The following is a 24024-nucleotide window of genomic DNA, read 5'->3' on the forward strand; positions in this document are numbered from 1 at the left end:
TATAATATCTATATAAATTCTTTAATAAAATCTCTAAATATAGTATTCTGCATTTGTCTGCCATATTTTTTATAATCTATATTTTCTCCCAGCACTTTCGCCTTGCTGTTATATATATCATCAAACGCAGCTCTTAATTCTTCGCGCGTAAAAAAGCCATATCCGTGATCAAAAGAATTAACAAAAGCATCTGATGTGGACCCTGGAATAATATACATAATTATCGGCTTGTTTAAAAAAATGTAATCAAATATTTTCGTACCATAACCCATTATCGCATCATTTGAAGCCATTAAAACATCCGCTTCATCAGCCAAAGCCTGCATACCCTTACTATATTCCACAAAGCCTCTGCATTCATAATCTATATCATTTTGAGAATACAGTTTTTCCATTTCAGGTTCCTTATTACCATATTGTATTATTTTAAGAGACATATTTTTTGCCTTCCAAAACTCACCAAGTTCCTCCACAATCCATGGAAGATGACTGCTCTTTACATATATACTAAACTTACCATAAATGCCTATGGTAATCGTATTATTATCATTTTCACGATCTCTTAATTTTATATCTTTTAATGCAAAATCATCATATCCGTTATAAATAACTTTTGATTTTATTTTTTCAAGAAAACTATACTGTTCTTTTAATGCCTGTAATGATTTTTCATCACAAATAGTTATTCCGTCAGCCTTCTTTAATGCAGGTCTTTCATAAAAAAAGGACTTTGCATATTCTTCTAATTTACTTTGCTTATCATTGTCTCTGTAAGACCTTGTCCATAAATCTCTATAATCAATTATTACAGGTATATCAGATTTTCTCTTTATTTCATTTACCAATGGTAATGTATAATATGGTCCAACACTTATTATTACTATATCATATGAAGCTAAATCCACTTTACTTAATGCGCGTTTATATGCTTTAACACCGGAAGAAAATGTTTCGCCCACATCAGCTTCGATTACCTTAACTCCCTTTACCGGTTTTTCATCCGTAATCTGCGGATAAGAGCTTATTTTATTCTGTATTACGGTAACTTTATCAAACTGCATTAAATATTTGCTTAAGCTTACCATTCTTATTTTCCCGACAGTAGCGCTGGGAATAAATCCTGGAGAGACTATTAAAACTTTCATTGACTATTTCCTCCTCAATGAATTTTACTTTCTTTAAGAAATAAGTCTACACCGATAATTGTCAGATATAATGGAACCTGATAGATTGTCCACTTTAAGAAAGTACTTGGCATTACCGTACTTATAGCAAATGCTATAAACAATACAAAACATAATACAGCCCTGTATCCCTCTGATTTTTTCATATGTTTAATTGTAACATATATAATAAATATACATAGTATTATAAATGCAATTGCAATCAATAGACCGTATTGAACCATTAACTCCACTATATAGTTATGTGGATTAATAACATCTGCAGTTTTAACAGTATACTCAACATTATTTTGAAAAATATCTGTAAAGCTGTTAGGTCCATTTCCCCAAATAGGACTTTCTTTTATTGTATCAATTCCTGAAAAAAACAAATTCTTTCTGACTTCAAAGGTTCCCATTCCATCATAATTTATCTGATCTACAAGGCTGTCTCCTCTTAATATCTTTTCTAACTGTTCAAAATTAAGGTTAATATTGCCATTATATAAAGCCATATTACATTTAATAAAAATCCCTTTAATAATTCTCTTCAAAGCAACAGTAAATAAAAAAACACATCCTATCAAACCCGCAGATTTCATCAATACCGGCTTTTTATCTTTTTTAATTATAAGCATAATAATTATACTGCTTATTACAATTACAAACAGTCCCAGCCTAAATAATGTAGAGTCACTCATAACTACCGGAATCAAAACAAAAATAAGCTGAGCTAAATGAATGGCAAAGCTCTTTATTTCTTGCGAATATAATACTTGGACAATAATTATGGCGCATACAACTAATAACATTGCCGCCAAATTATTTTCATTAGCAAAAAATGCGGTTGCCGGATGAAATGTATAAGGTTTACAATAAACTATATCGTTAAACCTGCTTGACGGTAATTCAAATCCCCAAATAATTTCAAAATATGAAATCATCGCTATTATTATTCCTATATATTTAAATACATTTACAGCAAATTGCCAAAGCTCTTTATTGGTATTAACAAAAAGAGAAAGGCAGAAAAAGAAAAGCAAATTAATTGCAATTGCAATCAATTCAGAAACTGCACCTTCGACAGATTTTCCTAAGACAACCCAAAATGCTGCAAGAATAATCATACACAAAATAATTACTTCCAAAAACAAAGCTGACTTTTGTAAAAGTGGCTCCATATCCCATTGCTTTCTTAAAACCATATACAAACATATTATTAAGCAAACTAACAACACAATTCGAAAAACATCAATTATTATACCTGAAATCTCAAAACGAAAACAATATAAATATCCATTAAAAAAAAGGCTTGCCAATAATATGAAAATTAGAGCTTTTCTTATTGTTAGATCTTTTACATTTCTAATCTTAAATTCCGCCATCTATTACCTCCGTATATACCTTAATATGTTTGCTGACTACACTGTCATATCCAAACTTTACCCTTGCATATTCTGCAATTTGCCTTCTATCATATAACTCCAAATTATTATACATATACTGAAATGCTTCTGCCATCTGTTTAACGTTCCCAACATCAACCAACAAACCATTATCTTTATTTATCATACTTTCAGGTCCCTTACATCTTGTTGACACTACCGGCACGCCAGAACATAAAGCCTCAGCTGTAACTATGGAAAACGTTTCCAAACTGCTGGAGCAAACAAACAATGAACAATCCGAATAAAAATCAGATATTTTTTCTCGATTTATTTGCCCTACAAATACAACATCATTTTCTACTGCTAACAAATCTCTCAAGTTCAATAAATAATCATATTGATTTCCCGTTCCCCCTATAATAAGTTTTGTATCCTCCTTATCTTTCGCAAATTCAGCAAATGCTTTGATTAAAACATCATATCCTTTTATTTCTCTTAACGATCCCAATGCCTTTATTGTAAAGACTCCTTGATGTCGAGAATTTTTAAAATTCTCTATCGCTATCCCATTGGGAATCAAAGTAACCTTTTCCAATCCAAATCTGTTCATTTTCCTTTTAAAAGGCTCTGATATAGCTATAGCTGTATCACACTTAGATAATGCTTTTTTAAATCTTCTAAAATAAAATTTTTCCGGTTGATCTTTTAATACATTTGACAGATGCTCCGTATAGACTAATGGACGACCAAATCTTTTTTTTATATCTAATGCGATGTTTATCATGCTACATGATTCCAGATGAATAACATCTGGGATCCCAAATGATTCTGCAATTTTTTTACACATAAAACCTACTTTAAATCGATTCTGTATCTCTGCCCCTTCTACAGAACCCGGAAATAAATTCTTTTGATTACATCTAAATTCATGAACTCCATTAATTATCTCATATTTTATCCCTATATTTTTTCTTTTCATTCTGAAACTAATATCAAAATATAATACCGCTACATCATTACCTTTTTTAGCAAGCGCTTCAGCCAATTCTTTAAAAAAAATACCTTTTAAACTGTTATCATTATCTGGATACCATGAGGGGATTATCAATATCTTCATTATAAAGATTCCTTTCTCTTTTTCTTGTACAAATAAAAAATATACAATAAGTTTACTAATCCTGAAACTGTATATGCAATTGTTAATGCTATTACTGCCCCGTTAATCCCATATATTGTTATAAAAATACAATCTAAAATAATATGACAGATTGCTGTAATTCCTGAATTTATAGCATTAAACTTCACCTTTCCTATTGCGCCAAGAATACTCCCTAACGGCATTCTTAATATACTGTTTATCGAAAAAGTAAACCACATTATTCGCATCAATCCCAATGCCGGCATATAATCTGCTCCAAAAATAAATTTTATCAAAAATGGAGAAAAACAAAATAATATAATCGCCATCGGCAAGATAATCGCTCCCAATAAACCTATTGTAACGAAAGTCTTTTTTTTAATCCAATCAAAATCATCAGAGTGCCTTGTAAAATATGGATATATGCAAATAACTACAGCATTGGCGATAAATTGCAGATTGGTCGGACCAATAGATGCCGCTCTATAAAAAGCTGTTTGTGTCTCATCCGCTATTATTGCGGTTACCACCATTTGTTCATTCATCGGCATTATTATAGAAAAAGCGTTTGCAAACAACCCTCCTATTGCAAAATAAATGAGTTGCTTTTTTTCATCTCGACTTAATTTCAACGGCTTTGTTGAAAACAATTCGCTTTTTTTCTTAATAATAATTATTGCAACAACAATTATTATTATATACGCCATATATCTACCTACTATAGCCCCCATTACTTTATAACCCAAAGCAAGTAATATTTGAAAGCCTCCATAAAGTACTGTATATATTACCGAAATCCTGGCATATTCTTTATTTTTCATATCGGCTCTAAGAAACAGACTAATGCAATCAAATACATATGAAAACATAGGTAAAGCCAACCCAATAAACAAATATATCTCCAAGCCTTCAATACTCAAATCAATATTAGACAATCCTAAAATAACAAGAACTAATATACATCCATTAATTACCATTCCCCATTTTAAACAAAACTCAAAAATGGCTCTTTTCCCTGCATAAGTTTCCTGCAATACACAAAATCTCAAAATCGAATTAGATAAGCCTAGCCCACTTACTATAAGAAGGTATGAGTTGAAATTATCTACAATACTCAGAACACCATATTGAGATGTATCCGCAATTATTCTTGGTAAAAACAATACAGAACAAAACGAAATACATTTAACCAATAATGACCCCAAAAAAACAGAGAAGAAGCCTTTTTCTCTCATTTTATTTACACCATTAACTATAGTGTTTTTATTAAGATATTTTTTAACTTTTCTTCTCATTATGAAGACCTGTCCGTTTTATATTCCTTAATTATGTCCGTATATATACTTATCATATTATCTACATTATCATTCCAATTGTATTTTTTTTCCACAATTTTACGTCCTTCTTTTCCCATTTTTTTCATTAATCCATTATCTGCAATAATGTCAAAAATCAAATCAGAAATGCGTTCATAATCATTATTATCGACAATAAATCCATTTTTATTGTTGATTACTATTTCCTTAAACCCTTCAGCCTGAGATACTACAACAGGTTTTTCCATTGCCATGGCTTCTATAACTGCAACTCCAAAGCTTTCATTATTACTTAATGCACAAAATACATCAAATGAATTTAATGCTTCAGGAACAAAACCATACGGTATTTTACCTTTTAATGTAATAATATCTGAAAGATTTTTCTCATTAATAAGATTCTGCAAATAATTTTTTTGACTTCCTTCTCCGTATATATCCAAAAACAATTTGCTCTCGAATTTCGAATTCTTGGCTTTCTCAATTAACTTTTCAAAACTTAAAATTAATTTATCTATGCCGTATACACTTTCCAATGACTTAACGGTTCCAATTATACATTGAGGTCGATCAATTATTTCATAATTTCTCGGATTGAACATATTTAAATCTACCCCAAAAGGAGTTAAATAAATATAGAGTTGATCATTACCAATCACCTCTTTTATTTTTCTCGCCATGCATTCACTTGTAGATGCTATATAATCTGCTTTTTTTATATTCTTGACAATTACATTATAATTAAAATGATTTTTAAAAGGAAATTCATAGATATCACTTCCCCAAAACGAAAGCATCACCGGATGAATATCAGCCATTCTTGCAAGAGTGCCGTAACCACTGGCATAATGAGCGTTAATAATATCAGGTTTAACTCTCCTCACATATTTCCTTACTTCAATTGCATTAAAATAATATCCCTTACTTCCTGAATATTTTAATTCACACATATTCACACGACAATCAATTTTGTCTTTAAACGGATTATGTCCTGAATTATACAGCAGATGTACCTCAATGCCTTTTTCTACCAACGTATTTACCCATCTTACCGTATGGGTGCTTTTCGCTGATGCAAGAAATAAAACTACCATTATTTACAACCTCTTAAAATTCTCCTTCCATATCAGTAGATGCAAAATCTGTTAACGGCAGCTTTACTGCCTGTCCTGTTTTCTGGCTCTTGTATATTGACAGGATTACTTCCAATGCATTTCTGCCGGCAACTGCATCCACATATGGAGTTCTGTCATTTTCTATAGCATCTATAACATCAGCAAACAAGCTTGTATGTCCATTTCCGTATACATTACTTGTTTCTTCCTTTAATCCTTTATTCTGGTTATCTTCTTCTGTTTCATCTGCGAAATTCCATACATCAATATTATTAGTTGAAGTTCCGCCAATCTTAACTGTTCCGTTTTCTCCGAATATGTACAAGGTTTCTTCCAAATTTTTAGGATACACGTTAGTCGTTCCTTCAATAGTACCGATAGCGCCATTTTTGAATTTAACTACTGCCACTCCAACATCTTCTGCCTCTAAATAGTCATGGAATTGCTGTCTTGTTGCACCGTAGATTTCTTCTATTTCATCTCCCATCATCCATCTGAGCAAATCTATGCCATGAATGCACTGATTCATAAGCGCTCCGCCATCCTGAGCCCAGGTGCCTCTCCATGAGGCCTGATCATAATACCCCTGATTTCTGTTCCATCTTACGTGAATAGAGCCATGCGACAGCTTTCCGAATCTTCCGCCTTCCACAGCCTTTCTGAGCTGCTGTATAGCTACATTAAATCTGTTTTGATGACATGCCGATACTTTAACACCTTTTTCTTCAGATAGCTTGATTATCTTGTCAGCATCTTCCATACTCATGGCCATAGGCTTTTCTATAATAAGGTTAACGCTCTTCTCTATACAATGTAAAGCAATTTCGGCATGTATCCCACTCTCTGTAGCAATACTTACAAGTTCAGGCTTTACTTTCTCAATCATCTTCTTGTAATCTTCGTATCTTTTAATTGTATCATCGTTCTGTAATTCATGCTTTGCAAGCAGTTCTTCCATTTTTTCAGGTAATACATCGCATACAGCTGCTATTTCCAAGTTATTATTTATTGCCGCTTTCATATGATTTGTTGCAATTCTTCCGCAACCTATTAATGCATATTTCATTTTTTCTCCTCTTATTTTCTTTCCGAAAGACCACCATCGGCTACATCATATATTCTCCCACACTTTTCACAATGAAAACCATCATTCAGACGTTCTCCGCATTCGCATACCCAGCCAATCTGCTTCGCTGGTACTCCTGCCACTAGTGCGTAATCAGGAACATCTTTCGTAACAACTGCTCCGGCAGCAACCATCGCCCATTTTCCAACTTCATGACCACATACTACTGTAACATTTGCTCCTATAGAAGCTCCCGTATGCAAAACAGTTTTTTTATAACCCGCACTGCCTTTTGGATACTTTGCTCTTGGCGTCAAATCATTAGTGAACACCATAGATGGCCCGCAAAAAACATAATCTTCAAGTTCAACACCTTCATATATGGATACATTGTTCTGAACTTTACATCCATTACCTATTTTAACATTGTTTGATACATTAACATTCTGCCCAAAAGAACATCCTTCACCTATCTGTGCACCGGATTGAATGTGACAGAAAAACCAGATCTTTGTATTATCTCCTATTTTAACATTATCATCAACAATACTTGTCTCATGGATAAAAATTTCCTTGTCTTTCATTTTCCCTCCATATACGTCTAAACTCTTTTTTACTTTTTAGTATTATCAAAACTCTTTTTTCTGTAAAATTTCATCTAATTTAACTATATTTTTTTCTAACATATCGTATCTATAAAATTTCCCATCAACAACAAAGTTTCTTATGGTCTTTTCAATATTTTCAGTTTTCTCATTATACCAAAATGCATGGGTAAGAATATGTAATCTATCGTAATTATTAGACAAAATAATTTTATTAACATCCTCTCGCCAATGTCTTCTACTATCCGATAAATATTTAAATTTTTTAAAAAAGGCCTCGCTATATGAATTTATCACCGGAGATAAATCGTAATTTGATTCTAATGTTTTATCTGAAGGTCTATGCATTGAAACACATTTTATTCTTATATTTAAAATTTTTTCCATTAATGCTATTTCATCATATATAATATTTCTTATTCCGTTTTTATTTTTATAATCCTCCCAACTATAATTCATTTCATCAAAATGCAATCCTACTCCATGACCCATTGATATAATTTGCATTAATTTGTCACGTATATCCCTATTCATAATATTATAAAACGGTGATGATACTAATACAAAATATATTGAACTTATACCTATCTCTTTTTCAATTTTAGCTAAGTTTAAGGCTTTATCTATAGAATAATCAATATCATGTCTCATAATAACACATTTTTCATACTCCATCCAATTATGGTAATCTGCAAACGCATAATTATTTTTTCTTAAATTTTCCACCATATCCGAATATGCTTTATATGTAAAGTCCATGCATTTACTCCTATTATAGCACTTCTATATTATCTCTTACCGCTATATCACTCATTATATTTTTAGTATCAAAAATAGCTTTTGCATTTTTCTGAATCATATCATAATCTATATTGGTATGCGCACACGTAATCATAATAAGATCATATTTTGATATATCCTCAGCAGAAATATAATCAAGTCCCTCTGTTATTTTTCCATTTTCTTTAAATGATTTTATGTACGGATCATAAAAATCAACATCGGCACCATTTTTCTCAAGTATATTAATGATGGGAATAGCAGGACTTTCTCTATAATCATCAATATCCTGTTTATATGCAACCCCCAACACCAATACCTTCGAACCATTCAAAGCTTTTTTATATCTGTTTAAAATCCAGCTTGCTCTTTCAACGCAATATTCCGGCATTTTATCATTAATCATCATTGATGACTCTATCATTGACGTATGAAATCCATATTCTCGCGCTTTCCATGAAAGATAATAAGGATCCAGCGGTATACAATGTCCTCCAAGCCCTGGTCCCGGATAAAACGGCTGGAATCCATATGGCTTAGTCTTAGCAGCATCTATCACTTCCCAAAGGCTTATACCCATCTTATTACAAAGTATTGCCAACTCATTCACAAGCCCAATGTTAATATTTCTATATGTATTTTCCAATATTTTTTCCATCTCTGCTACTGCCGGTGATGAAACTTCACAGACATCTCCATCCAATACCGCTCGATACATTGAGGCGATAACTTCAGTTGCATCTTTACCTATTGCCCCTACAACTTTAGGCGTGTTTTTTGTTTTAAATTCTTTATTGCCTGGATCCACTCTCTCCGGCGAAAAGCCAAGATAAAAATCTTCCCCACATTTAAATCCTGAGTCTTCTTCAAGCAATGGCTTAATAAGTTCCTCTGTAGTTCCCGGATAAGTTGTTGATTCAAGAACTACCATAGTTCCTTTTGTCATATGTTTTGCAATCTCAATAGTCGAGTCCTTAACATAACTGATATCCGGCTGCTGATGCTCGTCCAATGGAGTCGGTACACATATTGCAATAAAATCTACATCCTTTACGAAACTGAAATCTGTGGTTGCAGAAAGCATTCCTTCTTTTACAAGTTTCTTTAAATCTTCATCAACCACATCTCCTATATAATTATCCCCGGCATTTACAAGATCCACCTTTTCCTTTTGGATATCAAATCCTACTGTCTTGAAGCCTGCTTTTGCTTTCTCAACAGCTAAAGGAAGGCCTACATATCCAAGCCCTACGACGCCTACTTTAATTGTTCTTTCTTCAATTTTTTTAAGCAACATATCTTTCATAACAATCACCTTCCATTTATATCACTTTTTAAGTGGCCTTGCCGGAACTCCTATTACTGTAGTATTATCTTCAATGTTTTTTAAAACAACACTACCCATTCCAACGACTACATTTTCTCCTACTTCTACTTGATTTTTTATCATTGCAGATGCTATATAAAGATTATCTCCAGTTTTAACAGAACCATATATTTTAGCACCACACACTAATGAACTGTTTTTGCCTAAATATGCATTATGCGAAATCAGGCATTGTGCATCTATTTTGCACCCCTCTTTTATAACAGTATTATCTATCGTTCCTCTATTTATTACGCATGCGGGACCAATTAAAACATCATCCTCTATTTCAACACCACCATAGTGCTTGATCATCTTTTTTTTATGGTTTTCATCCTCCACATAGCTGTAATCATCATGTCCAATAATTGCACCTGATTGTATCGTACAATTGCATCCAATATTCACAGAATTAATAATGTTTACATTATTGTATATTATTGTATTGTCTCCAATTTTGATCTTTCCTGAAATAACACAATTATGGCCAATTTTAACGTTTTTACCAATCTCAACATCTTCAGAAATATATGTACCTGCTCCTCTATCAGGTAGTTTACTTTCGGTAAAAAAGAATTCTTCTATAATAAAGAAAAATACAGATTTAGGACTGTCTGTAACAATACAATTATCACACAAGTCTTCTCTATATTCAGGTGCAACCAACAGCTTATAACGCTCCTTTGCATCATTTTCCATAATATTGGCATTCTTACACCATGTTATTGTTTGAGGTTTATAATTGTATAATGAAGAAAAACCTTCAATCATATCATCTTTTTGACCTGTAAATTGGATTTTTAAATTTTTCTTTTCTAAAAAGTTTATAATGTTTTTGATTTTTACCATCTATATACATTCCTCTATTTAAAAATTAATCTTTGATATAATTTTAATGATTTTTTCTGCTGCATCACCATTACCAAAAGGATGTTCGTCTTGCCCTATTAATTGCTCAACGCTTAACTTTTCCAAAATCTCTTCTTTATTAGGTTTAGACAATTGATTTCTTTTCCCTGTCATTGTGTCTATCCAGGCAACATCATCCGCAATAGTAATACATTGTGTTTCTGCAAAAAAAGCTTCCCTTTGCAATCCACCTGAATCTGTTACTACTTTTTTAGCATTTTTCACTAAATATAAAGACATTAAATATCCTACAGGCTGACACAAAATCAAATTATTCAATAAATGTTTTTCTTTTAATAATTTTGCCCTTTTTTGGTTTCTGGGATGAACTGGATATATAGTTTTGATTTCCAATTCATTCATTGCTAACATAATCTCTAACAATGCATCGTCTGTGCGCGTATTTTCTTCCCTGTGGCATGTTAGATAATAAAATTTGCTTGGAACTTCAAAACTTTCTCCGTCTAAACCAATCAATACTTCCACTGGTAGCAAAGAGCGCTTTTCAGAATAATATTTAAATGCATCATACATCAAATCCCCTACAAAATAGGCATTGTCCCCCATATTTTCTTTTTGTAAACATTCCAAATCAGCCTTAGTACAACACATTAAGTATGTTGAAACCCTATCAGTAATAACACGATTTATTTCTTCAGGATTTGTAAACGTTCCATTTTTTATCCCAGCTTCTCTCACACCTGCTTCAATATGACATATTGGGATAAACAATTTAGACGCTGCAACAGCTCCTGCTAATGTTGAATTCGTGTCTCCATATAATAATACTAATTCAGGATTTTCCTTCCTCATTACCGCTTCTAAAGAAATCAACATTTTCCCTGTCATTTCCCCATGTGTGCCTCCTGATATTCCCAAGTTATAGTCCGGCTTTGGAATATCCAGTTCTTCAAAAAAAACATCCGACATATTATAATCATAATGTTGTCCTGTATGTACTAATACCTCTGTATGCACTGCTCTAATTCTTCTTGAAATCACCGCAGCTTTAATAAATTGTGGCCTTGCACCAACAATCGATAAAATTTTCATTTCAACGCCTTTCTTTTTATTTGATTTAACCTAACTGGCAAATAATTTTTTCAAGCCTATCTGCCCATTCTTTATAATCAAAATCCTCTGCTGCCTGCCTGGCATTATTGCATAATCTCTGATAACTATCAGTGGGCAACTTTTTTATACTTAAAATTGCATCAGCATATTCTTTATCAGTATTGAATTCTTGTGCAATACCACATTGATATTTTTCTATTATGTCATATCCCATATGGACATTTGCAATAACAGGTCTACCGCTTGCCAAATATTCAAACAATTTATTTTGACTCGTTCCAAATCTATCTATTTTACACTGCTTATAATTAAGCAATGATAAATCCCCCTTCGATAAAATATAAGGAACAAATTTTTTATCCACTTTTCCTTTGAATTTAACATTGCTAATATCATTTTTAAAGCAATATTCTTCTAAACGCTTTTTATCTGAACCATCTCCGAAAATCAAAAACTCTATTTCATTTTGTTTTATGTGTCTTGCACATTTTATGATATTCTCAACACCATTAGCGGGTCGTATTGATCCAGTATATATCACTTTGAATGTTTCGTTATTTTCTAAGTCCTTATCAATATATGTATTGTCTCTAATATTTTTATAATATACGTCCAAGTCAACCCCATTATTAATATAAAATACTTTTGAAAGGTCAACACTATCCTCCCAATGCTTTTCTTTTATATAATCTTTGCCACCCTCCATTGTGAATATTAAAGCATCAGCTTTTTTGTAAATCCATTTTTCCATAGCATACAAAGCTTTAATAATTAGATTTTTTTTAGTAAAACCAAAATCCAAAAAAGTTTCAGGCCATAAGTCCCTAATCTCACAAATACATGGTACATTACTCCTTTTAGCCAACTTCAATCCTGCAACTAAAGTGAGCGGATGTACTGATGAAGCCAAAATAACATCAGGTTTTTCTCTATTTTTCAAAAAAAAGCATCCCGTTTTTATAATATTTTTATAAAAACTTAAAATGTTCATAATTCGTGACAATCCATTACCTTTATATATTTTTGCTTTAACAAAAATATAACTTGTATCATCCGCACCTGTTTTTTCTATAAATAAATCACCTTTTAAATCAATAAAATCATCACTATTATGAATAGTATTCGCGCAAAAAATTTTCACATCATGATTTTTGTTCAATAAGTACTTTGATAAAGCATGATGTCTTCCTGTTTTATCAAAAAATTGGTTTGTTGCATAATGATTAATCATCCATATTTTCATTATATTCACCTTTTATTTATTCTCTTTGCAGGGGTTCCTACATAAGTACCTGCACTCTTTATACTCTTTGCAACAGTACTATTTGCTCCTATTATTATATCAGAACCTACTACTTTATTTTGTATTATTTTGCTGCCAGTTCCTACTTCAGTTTTCGCTCCAATAATAACATTTCCGGAAATATTCACGCTTGGATATATCGTAACAAATGACTCAATTATATCATCGTGCCCTATCGTACAATCTAAATTAATAATATTAAAATCCCCTATTTTAATATTAACTGTCAATATACTTCCTGCACATATAATATTGCCTTCGCCCATATCAATATGATTTGACATCTCCACGCTTGGATCAATCAAGTTTGGATACGAGACATTCTCCAAACTATATAATTTTTCTATTATTTTTCCCCTGATTTCAGGCACTCCTATGGCACAAACAACATTAATTTTTTTATTATACTTTCTTAAAAATTTAATGTCGCCCAAAACTTCATATCCATTAATAATGGTACCTATTTCAACATTATCATCTATATACCCCAATAAATTCCATGTTTTGCTTCTTTTATTAATTCTTTCTATTAACCACTGTACCTCTCGCCCGAAACCACCGGCTCCAATAATTACTATATCTTTCATATTATTTGTTCTCATTGCTTCCTTTAAATTCTTCCATTGTCACAGATTCTTCACTAGTAATACCTTCACGAATAAAAACAGTTTTTATAGTTTTTAAGATAACAGCAAAATCAATTAAAAAATTAATCTTATAAACATAAAATACATCCAACTCAAACTTTTCTTCCCAGCTTATAGCATTTCTTCCATTGACTTGTGCATACCCGGTTATACCCGGTTTGACAAGATGTCTTTGCTTTTGAAAATCGTTATATAAGGGAAGATACTTTACTAACAAGGGCCTTGGTCCCACGATTGCCATATCTCCCTTTAAAATATTAATCAGCTCAGGAAGCTCATCAAGGCTTGTTGCTCTCAGTTTTTTACCAAAGCTTGTAAGTCTAACATCATCAGGCAAAAGCTCACCATCCGTATCTCTTTCATCAGTCATTGTTCTGAACTTATACATGGTAAAAATCATTTCATTAAGTCCCGGACGCTGTTGTTTGAAAAGAACAGGCCTTCCCAGTTTAACAGCTACCAGTACCGCCGTAATGATTAACACAGGGCTTAACAGTACTATTGCTAAAAGTGCCAACAGAAAGTCCATACTACGCTTTATATATCTATCATAAAAAGTTCTTTTGTATTTCATCATTTTTCCCATAAGCTTTTAATTATATTTACAACCCTCTTCAGGTCATCTTCATCCATCTTCGTATCACTAGGCAAGCAAACGCCTCGCTTGAAAAGCTCTTCTGAAACCCCACCGTTGTCTATATAATCACATTTGCTAAACACAGGCTGCATGTGCATGGGTTTCCATACAGGCCTTGCTTCTATATCATCATCTTCTAGAGCTATCTGTATATCCAGCGGTGTCACTTTTGACGCTTCCGCTATGAGCATACATGAAAGCCAACAATTACTTCTTTCTATATTATCATGCAAAGGCATCATTTCTATATCGTCTATATCTGAAAATGCTTCCCTATAATAATTATAAATCTCACGCTTTCTATTAATTCTATCTTCAAGAACTTTAAGCTGACCTCTTCCTATGCCTGCAACAATGTTACTCATACGGTAATTGTACCCCAGTTCACTATGCTGATAATGTCTTGCCTTATCCCTCGCCTGAGTAGACCAGAAAAGTGCTTTTGCCGCTTTCTGCTTTGCATCAGACCCGTTACATAAAAGCATACCGCCTCCGGAAGAAGTTATTATTTTATTTCCGTTAAAAGAAACTATTCCATACATACCGAAAGAACCTGTCATTCTCCCTTTGTACAAAGTTCCGAGACTTTCAGCCGCATCCTCAATTATTGGAACATTATACTTATCACAGATTTTTGTTATTGACTCCATATCCGCTGCCAGCCCATATAAATGAACAACTATTACAGCTTTCGGAAGTTTCCCTATTTTTTCATATTTAGTAAAGGCTTTTTCCAGAGCCTCAGGACTCATATTCCACGTATCCCGTTCGCTGTCAATAAATACCGGTTCTGCACCTTCGTATAATACCGGATTCACAGTAGCGGAAAAGGTAAGCGACTGGCAAAATACTACATCGCTCACTCTTATTCCTAAAAGCTTAATAGCCATATGCATAGCCGCTGTCCCGGAAGAAAGAGCCAGCGCAGCTTTACTGCCAATTTTGTCGCACATTTCTTCTTCAAATTTATTGACATTCTCACCCAACGGCGCTATCCAGTTAGTATCAAAAGCTTCTTTTATATATTCCATCTCATATCCTTCATCACTCATATGCGGTGAAGCTAAAAAAATACGTTTCTTCTCAGTCATGCTTTTCATCTCCTATTGTGGTGTATATGTGTCGCAGATTTTCTTAATCTCGACCTTTATATCACGACTATTAGCCTCGGCAACTTCTATAAGGCTATTCAACTTGTCCAAAAACACATTCTTATCTATGTCTATAGGCTGACCCACAAATATTAAATCATTAGGAGTGCTCTCAAGGCCTTCTTCTGCCATCAGCAGTTCCTCATAAAGCTTCTCTCCCGGCCTCAAACCTACTATCTCGATCTTGATATCCCGGTCAGGAATGTAGCCTTTCATTCTTATCAGATTTACTGCCAAATCATATATCTTTACAGGCTGTCCCATATCAAGCACAAATATTTCGCCGCCCTTTGCCAGTAATCCTGCCTGCAAAACAAGAGAAACAGCTTCGCTTACAGTCATGAAAAATCGGGTTATCTCCCTATGTGTAAGAGTTATGGGGCCGCCTGCTTCAATTTGCTTAAGGAACAGTGGTATTACGGATCCGTTACTACCCAATACATTTCCGAATCTGACTGCCACAAATTCCGTGTCAGACATTCTGCTGTATGTCTGCACTATCATCTCACAAATCCTCTTAGTTGCACCCATAACATTGGTAGGTCTTACTGCCTTGTCGGTGGAAATGAGCACAAATTTCTTAACCTCATACTTATCAGCAAGCTTTGCCATGTTCAGCGTTCCCTTGCAGTTATTCTTGACAGCTTCATTAGGAGAATATTCCATAAGGGGTACATGTTTATGAGCAGCGGCATGATATATCACATCGGGCCGATATTCTTTAAAAATACTTTCCAGCCTGTCATAATCTCTTACTGATGCTATTAATACATGAACCTCTGCTTCCGGATAATATCTGGCAAGCTCCATCTGCAGTTCATATGCTCCATTCTCATATATATCCACAATAAGCAGTCTTCCCGGTTTATTGGCGATAATCTGTCTGCAGAGCTCTGAACCTATAGTGCCACCTCCTCCGGTGACCATAATTGTTTTCCCTGAAACAAAATCTGTAAGCTCCGGATTTTCTATCACTACCGCATCTCTTCCCAACAGATCTTCATAATTCACCTCTCTTATGGCACTGCTGAGCGACGATGTGAGGCTTGAAGCAATAGATGGCAATCTCTTTAACTTTGCATTTGTCTCCTGACAAATGGAAATAATATCTCTAATGGTTACAGGCGATGCCGAAGGTATTGCGATGATTATTTCATCCACTCTGTACTTATCCGCCATTTTAGGAATATCATCTCTGTCCCCTACTATAGGAAGTCCATGTATATATTTGCCTTTTTTGGCAGGATTATCATCTATTATACACACCACACGGGAAGTTCCGGGTCCGAAACGAAGCTCTTTGATCAAAAGAGAAGCCGCAGAGCCTGCGCCTACTATCATTACTCTCCGCTTTTCACCTGTTTTCTGATATTTCTTTTGAAACTGTCTGAAAACCCGCAGTGAAAATCTGGCACCTGCCAGAAGAATAAACAAAAATACCCAGTTAAACACATAAAAACTGCGTGGCATGGCGATGCTCCACAGGAGCCTATACGCAACATACAACGCTTCTATTACAAGTGATGCTTTGAACACGGAAATCACTTCATCTACTCCCGCATATGTCCACACCCGATTATAAAGTTTAAATGCCGCCATAACCGCTACAGTTATTGCTATATCTATCGGAAGGCACTTAACAGCAGGTATGAGATAGAACATGTCCATCGTAAAGATACCAAACCTCAATGCCAGCGGAGCGATCGAACTGAAGGCTACGATAGCAGCATCTATAATAATCAAAATTATTATTCTTATAATTTTTGAACGCATAATTTTCTTTCCCTGATTACTTATTTATATCAAAAGTACAATACATTATCTGCACATACAGATTAATGTTATCATAAAAATGTGATAGTTTCAAGGAATATGCTCACAATGAAAACTTAGATCGGAAGTTTCATTAAAGACTTTAAAGGAAATTTTAATGATTTTCCTCTCACTGTCAAATAAGATTAATTACATTCAGCAAAACAAAACCTCTTGCCACTTCTTCTAAAATCATTTATAATTGATACATTCATATCTGGGGCACTAGCTCAATGGATAGAGTCGCAGACTTCGAATCTGTCGGTTGGGGGTTCGAGTCCCTCGTGCCTCGCCAGAAAAGGATTTCTCAATATAGCAGAAATCCTTTTTTATTTACAGTTCTCAGATGAAACTTCAGATCAAAAAGAGATTATTAAAACTTAATAAAAAAGCTCGCTTCTATGAAAAGCATTCCTTTTTCATTCATATCTCGTTTTGGGTTTTAAAATCAAATTATATATACATATATCTCAAAATAGTGCTTTAAAGCCTTTAAATTTCTGAGATTTTAATATACGGCTGATTTTTGTCACATATAAAATAATGACTTTTTTATTATTTGCGTACCGGTATATCGGTATAAATGCCAATATCATGGCATTTACTGGGCTTATCAGGCCTCTTTATTCTTATGATGAAAGGAGAGGTCTTTTATGAAAATACAAAGAAACATAGCTTCAACACTCAAAATGACTATGTCACAACGAAATATCTCACTGGCAGAATTTGCCGAAGAACTCGGTATTGCCAGATCTTCCCTGCAGGAGTATCTGAAGGAAGATGCAAATCCAAGGGCAGATACCATACAGCTACTTTCAGAAAAGCTTGGAATTTCTGTTTCACAGCTAATATGCGGCAGAACACCTTTTCCGCAGCAGGCTGATCAGCTTTCCGGGAAAAACACTCATGACATTTCTGCTCTGCTGATATCTATCAGTGAAAGTTATCATAAACTTTCTTCAGATATTCATGTCTTGGCAGAAATGTTGTCCGCTGAAAACGGACAGGAAGACAAATCAATAGAATAGATTTGACCGATACTATGTAGCCGGTCTGTATATCATCCTCTGCTCATATACATTTACACTACAGGGGCTTGTGTTTAAACACAAGCCCCTGTAATTTTTCAGCTTCTGATCTCATCTATCTTTGTGCCGTCCTCCATTCTTTTCATCAGCTTCCTAAACTGTATGAGAAACATAGTGGCTGTTGTAGCCACAGCGATAGTATCAGCCACCGGTTCTGCCATGAACACAGCCATTGTTTTATCTTCAAAAAACATCGGTAATGTAAATATCAACGGTATCAACAGTATTATCTTTCTCAAAACAGCAAGAAACAAAGAAGTCTTGGCATTGCCGAGAGCGATAAATGTCTGCTGACAGGCGATTTGTATACCAAAGATCAGAGACATCGCCATATATATCCGTATAGCCCACATCGTATAGGAAACAAGTTCAGCATCAGAAGTAAATATCATTATAAACAGCTTTGGAGCAAACATTGCTATTGCCCACAGTGATATGGAATAAATGACAGAGGCTCTAAGAAGAAGAAAAAACGTCCGTTTAACACGTACGGCATTTCCTGCCCCGTAATTAAAACTCACTATAGGCTGAGCTCCCTGAGTGATTCCCTGAAGCGGAAGCATAGAAAACTGCATCACACTGCTCAGTATTGTCATAGCGCCTACTGCCAGATCTCCTCCATAATGAAGCAGCGATGAATTAAAGCAAACAGTTATGGCTCCTTCCGTAGCCTGCATTATAAATGGGGACATACCGAGGGCCAAACATGGTCCATATATTTTCCACTGGATTTTCATATATTTTGCTTTTATTTTCAGAGCTGTCCGTTTTCCGGTAAGAAATCTGATGACCCATGCAGCAGAAAGAGCTTGTGAAATAATAGTAGCTAAAGCAGCCCCCTGCACGCCCATATCAAAACCGAAAATAAATATCGGATCAAGGATTATATTGGCTACTGCTCCAATTACAACACTGACCATACTGATACCTGCAAATCCCTGTGTAGTTATAAAAGAATTAAGTCCCAAAGCGATCTGCACAAACAGAGTGCCGCATGCATATATACGCATATATCCTTCTGCATATCCTATAGTATTATCACTGGCACCGAACAAAAGCAGAAGATCTTTTCCAAATAACAGGAGCACACCCGTCAGAATTATTCCGGCTATAACAGTTCCGCTCGTACAGCAGCCGAGAATACGTTCAGCCGTTTCATGATCTTTTCGTCCCAGCATAATTGACGCTTTCGGGGCTCCTCCCATGGCCATAAGCGCAGCAAAAGCACTGATTATCATAATTACGGGAAAACAGACTCCTACTCCCGTAAGAGCTGTAGCTCCCGTTTTGGGAATATGTCCGATATACATTCTGTCTACCATGTTATAAAGCACATTAACAATCTGTGCAGTTATTGCAGGAAGCGCAAGCCGCAGCAGAAGTTTTCCCACAGGCTCACTTCCCAGATCCGTTTTCTTATGTTCACTTACCGTCTTCATCTCTTATATTTCCTCTCTGTCAGAGCATCAAAAATCCCGGTACAATGACAGATCATACCGGGATTGGAAAAATCAAAACATTAAGTCTGTTATTACTGCAAAAGATGTTACTCCTCTATGATGGACACCTTCTTCATCACCTGAGGTACATCAGGCCGGTCTGCTCTGTTCCTGTCCTGTTTTACGATTTCATCTGCCACTTCCATACCTTCTGTTATTTTACCAAACGCAGCATACTGCCCATCCAGATGAGGTGAATTTTTCACCATGATAAAAAACTGTGATCCGGCTGAATTAGGGTCCATAGCTCTTGCCATGGACAATACGCCTCTTTCATGTTTGAGATCATTTTTAAATCCGTTTGCCGTGAATTCTCCTTCTATTGTATAACCCGGACCTCCCATTCCTGTACCGTCAGGGCATCCACCCTGTATCATGAATCCCGGAATAACTCTGTGGAAAATAAGGCCGTCATAAAACCCTTCTTCCACAAGCTTTATAAAATTTTCAACAGTCTTCGGAGCTATATCAGGATAAAGTTCTCCCTTCATCACACCGCCGTTTTCCATTTCAATCTTTACATATTTCATTTATAATTCCTCCTTTTAACGCATTCTGAACACGTTATAACCAAATTTTTCGTTTTCAAAGACAGACCAAAACTCATCCCGCAAAAATTCAGGATAAAGTTTAGGGATCAACTTCATTTCTTCACGTGTCATAAACCGTACTTCTCTGAGGACCTGATGCGCTTCATCAAATTCCGGATCCTCTCCCAGCGCAAGCTCCCCACCGGACACCTTTCCGAGAAAAAAATTCACGAATCGCTGTCCTCGCTGCGATACTTCTTCCACATGCCATATAAGAGTCCCTATTTCAATATCAAGTCCTGTTTCCTCTTTTACTTCCCTGACTGCCGCATCGGCAGCATTTTCTCCGTCTTCTATTCCGCCTCCGGGCACCATCCATATATCATTGTCTTCATGACGCTGTTTAACCAACAGCATTCTGTCTCTATCATCCAATACAATTACTCTTACTCCACCTATCCACATAAAAACGCTCCTGCTATACCCATCAGTATCATCACTCTTATAGGCCGCATTTTAAACACACCTACCAAAACTATCGTTACGGCAAACATTGCTATGGGGATAAAATTAAAAAATTCAACGCCTCCTGTAAACAGTTTCATTGAGATCAGAGAGCCATTCACCAGTACAGATTCACTGACAAATATAGCTGCCGCTGCTATCATACCTATCGTTACAGGCCTTATTCCCACGAAAGCTCCCTGTATTCCCTTGCTGTCATTAAATTTCTCTATGAATTTCATCACTATAAGCATTATGACAAAAGACGGAAGGCATACGCCCAATGTAGCAACAAAAGATCCCAGTATCCCCGAATAATTAAATCCTACATATGTAGCGGCATTTACAGCCACAGGACCGGGTGTTACTTGTGACAGAGCTACAAGGTCGGAAAATTCCTGCGAAGACATGACTCCGAAATCCTGAACACTTTGAAAGATAAGAGGAAGCATTGCCAGTCCGCCGCCGAAACTAAACAGCCCTATCCGGAAAAACATGGCAAAAAGATATAAATACATCATTTTTCCGCCTCCCCGCTCTTATCATCGTTTCTTTCACAGGTCGAACCTTTCTTTTTATTCACATCATCTTTCAAGTGTCCACTGTTTCTAAATCTTATACTGTTATATATTATTCCTGCCGCAGCTCCTGCGATAATGGCCCATATCGCTGTAATTCCGAAAACTCCTATAGCCACAAAAGATATTACAGCAAGTATCCATTGGAATACCGAAACAAGACTCTGTTTTGCCAACCTTACAGCAGTCACCGCTATAAGGCCGCATACCGCTGCCTTCACTCCAGTAAAAGCTCCCAGTATATACTTATTTTCACCTATGGCTCCTAAAAAGGTCACAGCCAGTATTATAATTATGAAAGAAGGTGCGACTACTCCTATAGTAGCTGCCAGCGCCCCTTTCACACCTTTCATACGATTCCCTATATAAGTAGCGCTGTTTATGGCTATAACTCCGGGCATGGACTGGCTGACAGCTATACAGTCCAGCATATCTTCCTCCTTAAGCCATTTTTTATCTTTGACAACTACTTGTTGTATCTGCGGTATCATCGCCATACCACCTCCTATGGTAAATATGCCGACTTTAAAAAACTCCCAGAAAATGCTTATATACTGTTTAACGCTGCCTGCTTTCCCATTGTTATTGCTCATGTACCGTCACCGCTCCGTAATACCTATCGTTCCGCATCGATTGTATCAATGGCCTTTTTTATACTTTCTTCTACGGTTATTTCCACTTTATCGGCATCTCTTCTCATCTTATACTCTACCATTCCGTCTGAAGCGCCTCTTCCTACGGTGATTCTGATAGGAATACCCAAAAGATCCGCATCTTTGAACTTGACTCCCGGCCGTTCTTTCCTATCATCCACAAGAACCTCGGCTCCGCCTGTCATAAGCTTTTTGTATATACTGTCGGCCACTTGTGACTGAACCTCATCATCAGGCTTCATTACAGTTATTATTACGTGATATGGAGCTACCGATACAGGCCATATAATACCGTTGTCATCATGGTGCTGTTCAATTATTGCCGCCATGGTTCTCGTCACGCCTATTCCGTAACAGCCCATCACAATCGGATGGTCCTTCATATTTTCATCTTTATAATACGCCTTCATAGATTCGCTGTATTTGGTCCCCAGCTTAAAGACCTGACCAACCTCAATACCTCTTGCATGTTTTACAGGGGCTCCGCATACAGGGCATGGATCTCCCTCGGCCAGCGTTTTTATATCAGTTACTATATCACCCTTATAATCTCTTTCGTAATTGACATTTAAAAGATGATAATCTTCTTTGCATGCTCCCGCACAGAGATTTTTCAGTCCTACCAATTCACTGTCCACTACTATCTTACAGTCATGAATACCTGTAGGTCCTGTAAATCCACCGACACAGCCTGTCACCGCAGCCATTTTTTCCTCATCTGCAAACTCTATGGCATGCTCAGGTATACCGAGGGCATTGACAAGCTTCGTCATATTAAGTTCTCTGTCACCCCTTACAAACGCCGCCACATAGCCATTCTCATTTTCTTCATTATCATATGTTACAAAAAGCAATGCTTTTATGGTCTGCTTCTGATCAAGCCCCAAAAAATCGGCTACTTCTTCTATAGTCTTTGTCCCCGGAGTGTGCACTTCTTTCATTTCAAGCATCTGCACGTCCGTTTGAGGCTTTTCGTCTACACATTCTGCTCTTTCAACGGTTGCCGCCATAGAACATTTTTCACAGTAAGCGATTTCACTTTCACCAACCTCTGAAATTGCTGTAAATTCATGGGAATTACTTCCGCCTATAGCTCCCGTATCAGCTTCCACCGGTCGAAAATAAAGCCCGCATCGTGTAAATATTTTTTCATAGGCTTCATACATCTTTTCATAACTTTTATCAAGGCCCGCCTGATCTCTGTCGAAAGAGTAAGCATCTTTCATAATAAACTCCCTGCTTCTCATCAGGCCAAATCTCGGTCTTGCTTCATCTCTGTATTTAGTCTGTATCTGATACAGATTTATAGGAAGCTGTCTGTAGGAATTAATATCATTTCTGACTATATCTGTAAAAATCTCTTCATGAGTAGGGCCCAGGCAAAACTCACGTCCATGTCTGTCCTTTATCCTCCAAAGTTCAGGACCGAAAGCGCTCCATCTTCCCGATTCTTCCCAAAGCTCCGATGGCTGTATGGCAGACATATGTATCTCCTGTCCGTCGGCAGAATCCATCTCCTGTCTTATTATGTCTTCAATCTTTCGAAGTGTTCTCCATCCCAGCGGCATAAATCCGTATACTCCCGATGCCAACTTTCTTATCATTCCTGATCTCAGCATTAAAATATGGCTTGGGATTTCAGCCTCATTAGGCACTTCCCGCAATGTTTTCAAGTGCATTTTTGATAATTTCATCAGTGTAT

23 protein-coding genes and 1 tRNA gene are annotated in these 24024 nt (G+C 35.7%); 2 read left to right on the forward strand and 22 right to left on the reverse strand.

Annotation, left to right across the window (positions count from 1 at the left end):
• Nucleotides 1–8: 8 nt before the first annotated feature.
• From ACLR96_RS01355 to ACLR96_RS01430, 16 genes are read right to left on the reverse strand one after another with little or no spacing between them, the layout of a single operon-like run.
• Nucleotides 9–1145: a glycosyltransferase gene (locus ACLR96_RS01355; RefSeq protein WP_177269455.1), complete on the reverse strand. Its 1137-nt coding sequence runs from the start codon at nt 1143–1145 to the stop codon at nt 9–11.
• A 14-nt stretch (nt 1146–1159) separates the two neighbouring features.
• Nucleotides 1160–2548, reverse strand: coding sequence for an O-antigen ligase family protein (locus tag ACLR96_RS01360; protein ID WP_177269457.1), 1389 nt, complete (start codon nt 2546–2548; stop codon nt 1160–1162).
• Nucleotides 2535–3668 (reverse strand): glycosyltransferase, encoded by a 1134-nt coding sequence (locus ACLR96_RS01365; protein WP_177269459.1) that lies wholly within the window; start codon nt 3666–3668, stop codon nt 2535–2537. The genes ACLR96_RS01360 and ACLR96_RS01365 overlap by 14 nt, the downstream gene beginning before the upstream one ends.
• A complete protein-coding gene (locus ACLR96_RS01370; protein ID WP_177269461.1) occupies nt 3668–4984 on the reverse strand; it encodes an oligosaccharide flippase family protein in 1317 nt (438 codons plus the stop codon). The genes ACLR96_RS01365 and ACLR96_RS01370 overlap by 1 nt, the downstream gene beginning before the upstream one ends.
• Entirely contained in the window at nt 4984–6099 is a 1116-nt protein-coding gene (locus ACLR96_RS01375; protein WP_177269463.1) for a glycosyltransferase, read from the reverse strand. Before ACLR96_RS01375 ends, ACLR96_RS01370 begins: the two co-directional genes overlap by 1 nt.
• A gap of 13 nt (nt 6100–6112) precedes the next feature.
• Nucleotides 6113–7186 carry a Gfo/Idh/MocA family oxidoreductase gene (locus tag ACLR96_RS01380; RefSeq protein WP_177269465.1) on the reverse strand — a complete coding sequence of 358 codons (1074 nt, stop codon included), beginning with the start codon at nt 7184–7186 and terminating at the stop codon, nt 6113–6115.
• Between the two features lie 11 nt (nt 7187–7197).
• Nucleotides 7198–7770: a DapH/DapD/GlmU-related protein gene (locus tag ACLR96_RS01385; protein ID WP_177269467.1), complete on the reverse strand. Its 573-nt coding sequence runs from the start codon at nt 7768–7770 to the stop codon at nt 7198–7200.
• A gap of 45 nt (nt 7771–7815) precedes the next feature.
• Entirely contained in the window at nt 7816–8550 is a 735-nt protein-coding gene (locus ACLR96_RS01390) for a hypothetical protein (protein WP_177269469.1), read from the reverse strand.
• 13 nt (nt 8551–8563) lie between these two features.
• Nucleotides 8564–9877, reverse strand: coding sequence for a nucleotide sugar dehydrogenase (locus ACLR96_RS01395; RefSeq protein WP_177269471.1), 1314 nt, complete (start codon nt 9875–9877; stop codon nt 8564–8566).
• A gap of 21 nt (nt 9878–9898) precedes the next feature.
• Nucleotides 9899–10786, reverse strand: coding sequence for a hypothetical protein (locus ACLR96_RS01400; protein ID WP_177269473.1), 888 nt, complete (start codon nt 10784–10786; stop codon nt 9899–9901).
• 18 nt (nt 10787–10804) lie between these two features.
• Nucleotides 10805–11899, reverse strand: coding sequence for a non-hydrolyzing UDP-N-acetylglucosamine 2-epimerase (wecB, locus tag ACLR96_RS01405; protein WP_177269475.1), 1095 nt, complete (start codon nt 11897–11899; stop codon nt 10805–10807).
• 25 nt (nt 11900–11924) lie between these two features.
• On the reverse strand, nt 11925–13163 hold the full coding sequence (locus tag ACLR96_RS01410; RefSeq protein ID WP_177269477.1) for a glycosyltransferase: 1239 nt from the start codon (nt 13161–13163) through the stop codon (nt 11925–11927).
• Between the two features lie 5 nt (nt 13164–13168).
• Complete coding sequence (locus tag ACLR96_RS01415; protein WP_177269479.1) at nt 13169–13810, reverse strand: NeuD/PglB/VioB family sugar acetyltransferase; 642 nt, start codon at nt 13808–13810, stop codon at nt 13169–13171.
• Nucleotide 13811: 1 nt separating this feature from the next.
• Nucleotides 13812–14444: a sugar transferase gene (locus ACLR96_RS01420; RefSeq protein ID WP_177269481.1), complete on the reverse strand. Its 633-nt coding sequence runs from the start codon at nt 14442–14444 to the stop codon at nt 13812–13814.
• A complete protein-coding gene (locus tag ACLR96_RS01425) occupies nt 14444–15598 on the reverse strand; it encodes an aminotransferase class I/II-fold pyridoxal phosphate-dependent enzyme (protein WP_177269483.1) in 1155 nt (384 codons plus the stop codon). Before ACLR96_RS01425 ends, ACLR96_RS01420 begins: the two co-directional genes overlap by 1 nt.
• Before the next feature lie 12 nt (nt 15599–15610).
• Nucleotides 15611–17431, reverse strand: a complete 1821-nt coding sequence (locus tag ACLR96_RS01430; protein ID WP_177269484.1) for a polysaccharide biosynthesis protein — start codon at nt 17429–17431, stop codon at nt 15611–15613.
• 258 nt (nt 17432–17689) lie between these two features.
• Between ACLR96_RS01430 and ACLR96_RS01435 the strand changes: the two genes are divergently transcribed.
• A tRNA-Arg gene (locus ACLR96_RS01435) sits at nt 17690–17765 on the forward strand.
• 358 nt (nt 17766–18123) lie between these two features.
• Nucleotides 18124–18498, forward strand: coding sequence for a helix-turn-helix domain-containing protein (locus ACLR96_RS01440; protein ID WP_177269486.1), 375 nt, complete (start codon nt 18124–18126; stop codon nt 18496–18498).
• 98 nt (nt 18499–18596) lie between these two features.
• On the opposite strand, the gene ACLR96_RS01445 is transcribed toward ACLR96_RS01440, so the two are convergent.
• The 6 genes from ACLR96_RS01445 to ACLR96_RS01470 all read right to left on the reverse strand — a co-directional run bounded on the left by ACLR96_RS01445 (nt 18597) and on the right by ACLR96_RS01470 (nt 24016).
• Nucleotides 18597–19997 carry an MATE family efflux transporter gene (locus tag ACLR96_RS01445; RefSeq protein ID WP_187524852.1) on the reverse strand — a complete coding sequence of 467 codons (1401 nt, stop codon included), beginning with the start codon at nt 19995–19997 and terminating at the stop codon, nt 18597–18599.
• Between the two features lie 107 nt (nt 19998–20104).
• Nucleotides 20105–20587 carry a peptidylprolyl isomerase gene (locus ACLR96_RS01450; protein ID WP_177269490.1) on the reverse strand — a complete coding sequence of 161 codons (483 nt, stop codon included), beginning with the start codon at nt 20585–20587 and terminating at the stop codon, nt 20105–20107.
• Between the two features lie 15 nt (nt 20588–20602).
• Entirely contained in the window at nt 20603–21052 is a 450-nt protein-coding gene (locus ACLR96_RS01455; RefSeq protein WP_177269492.1) for an NUDIX domain-containing protein, read from the reverse strand.
• Nucleotides 21043–21612 (reverse strand): chromate transporter, encoded by a 570-nt coding sequence (locus ACLR96_RS01460; protein WP_177269494.1) that lies wholly within the window; start codon nt 21610–21612, stop codon nt 21043–21045. The genes ACLR96_RS01455 and ACLR96_RS01460 overlap by 10 nt, the downstream gene beginning before the upstream one ends.
• Entirely contained in the window at nt 21609–22262 is a 654-nt protein-coding gene (locus ACLR96_RS01465; RefSeq protein ID WP_177269496.1) for a chromate transporter, read from the reverse strand. The genes ACLR96_RS01460 and ACLR96_RS01465 overlap by 4 nt, the downstream gene beginning before the upstream one ends.
• Before the next feature lie 23 nt (nt 22263–22285).
• Nucleotides 22286–24016, reverse strand: coding sequence for a proline--tRNA ligase (locus tag ACLR96_RS01470; protein ID WP_412265081.1), 1731 nt, complete (start codon nt 24014–24016; stop codon nt 22286–22288).
• Nucleotides 24017–24024 lie beyond the last annotated feature (8 nt).

The sequence above is a fragment of the Lentihominibacter sp. genome, assembly GCF_046951855.1.
Taxonomy (GTDB): domain Bacteria; phylum Bacillota; class Clostridia; order Peptostreptococcales; family Anaerovoracaceae; genus Lentihominibacter; species Lentihominibacter hominis.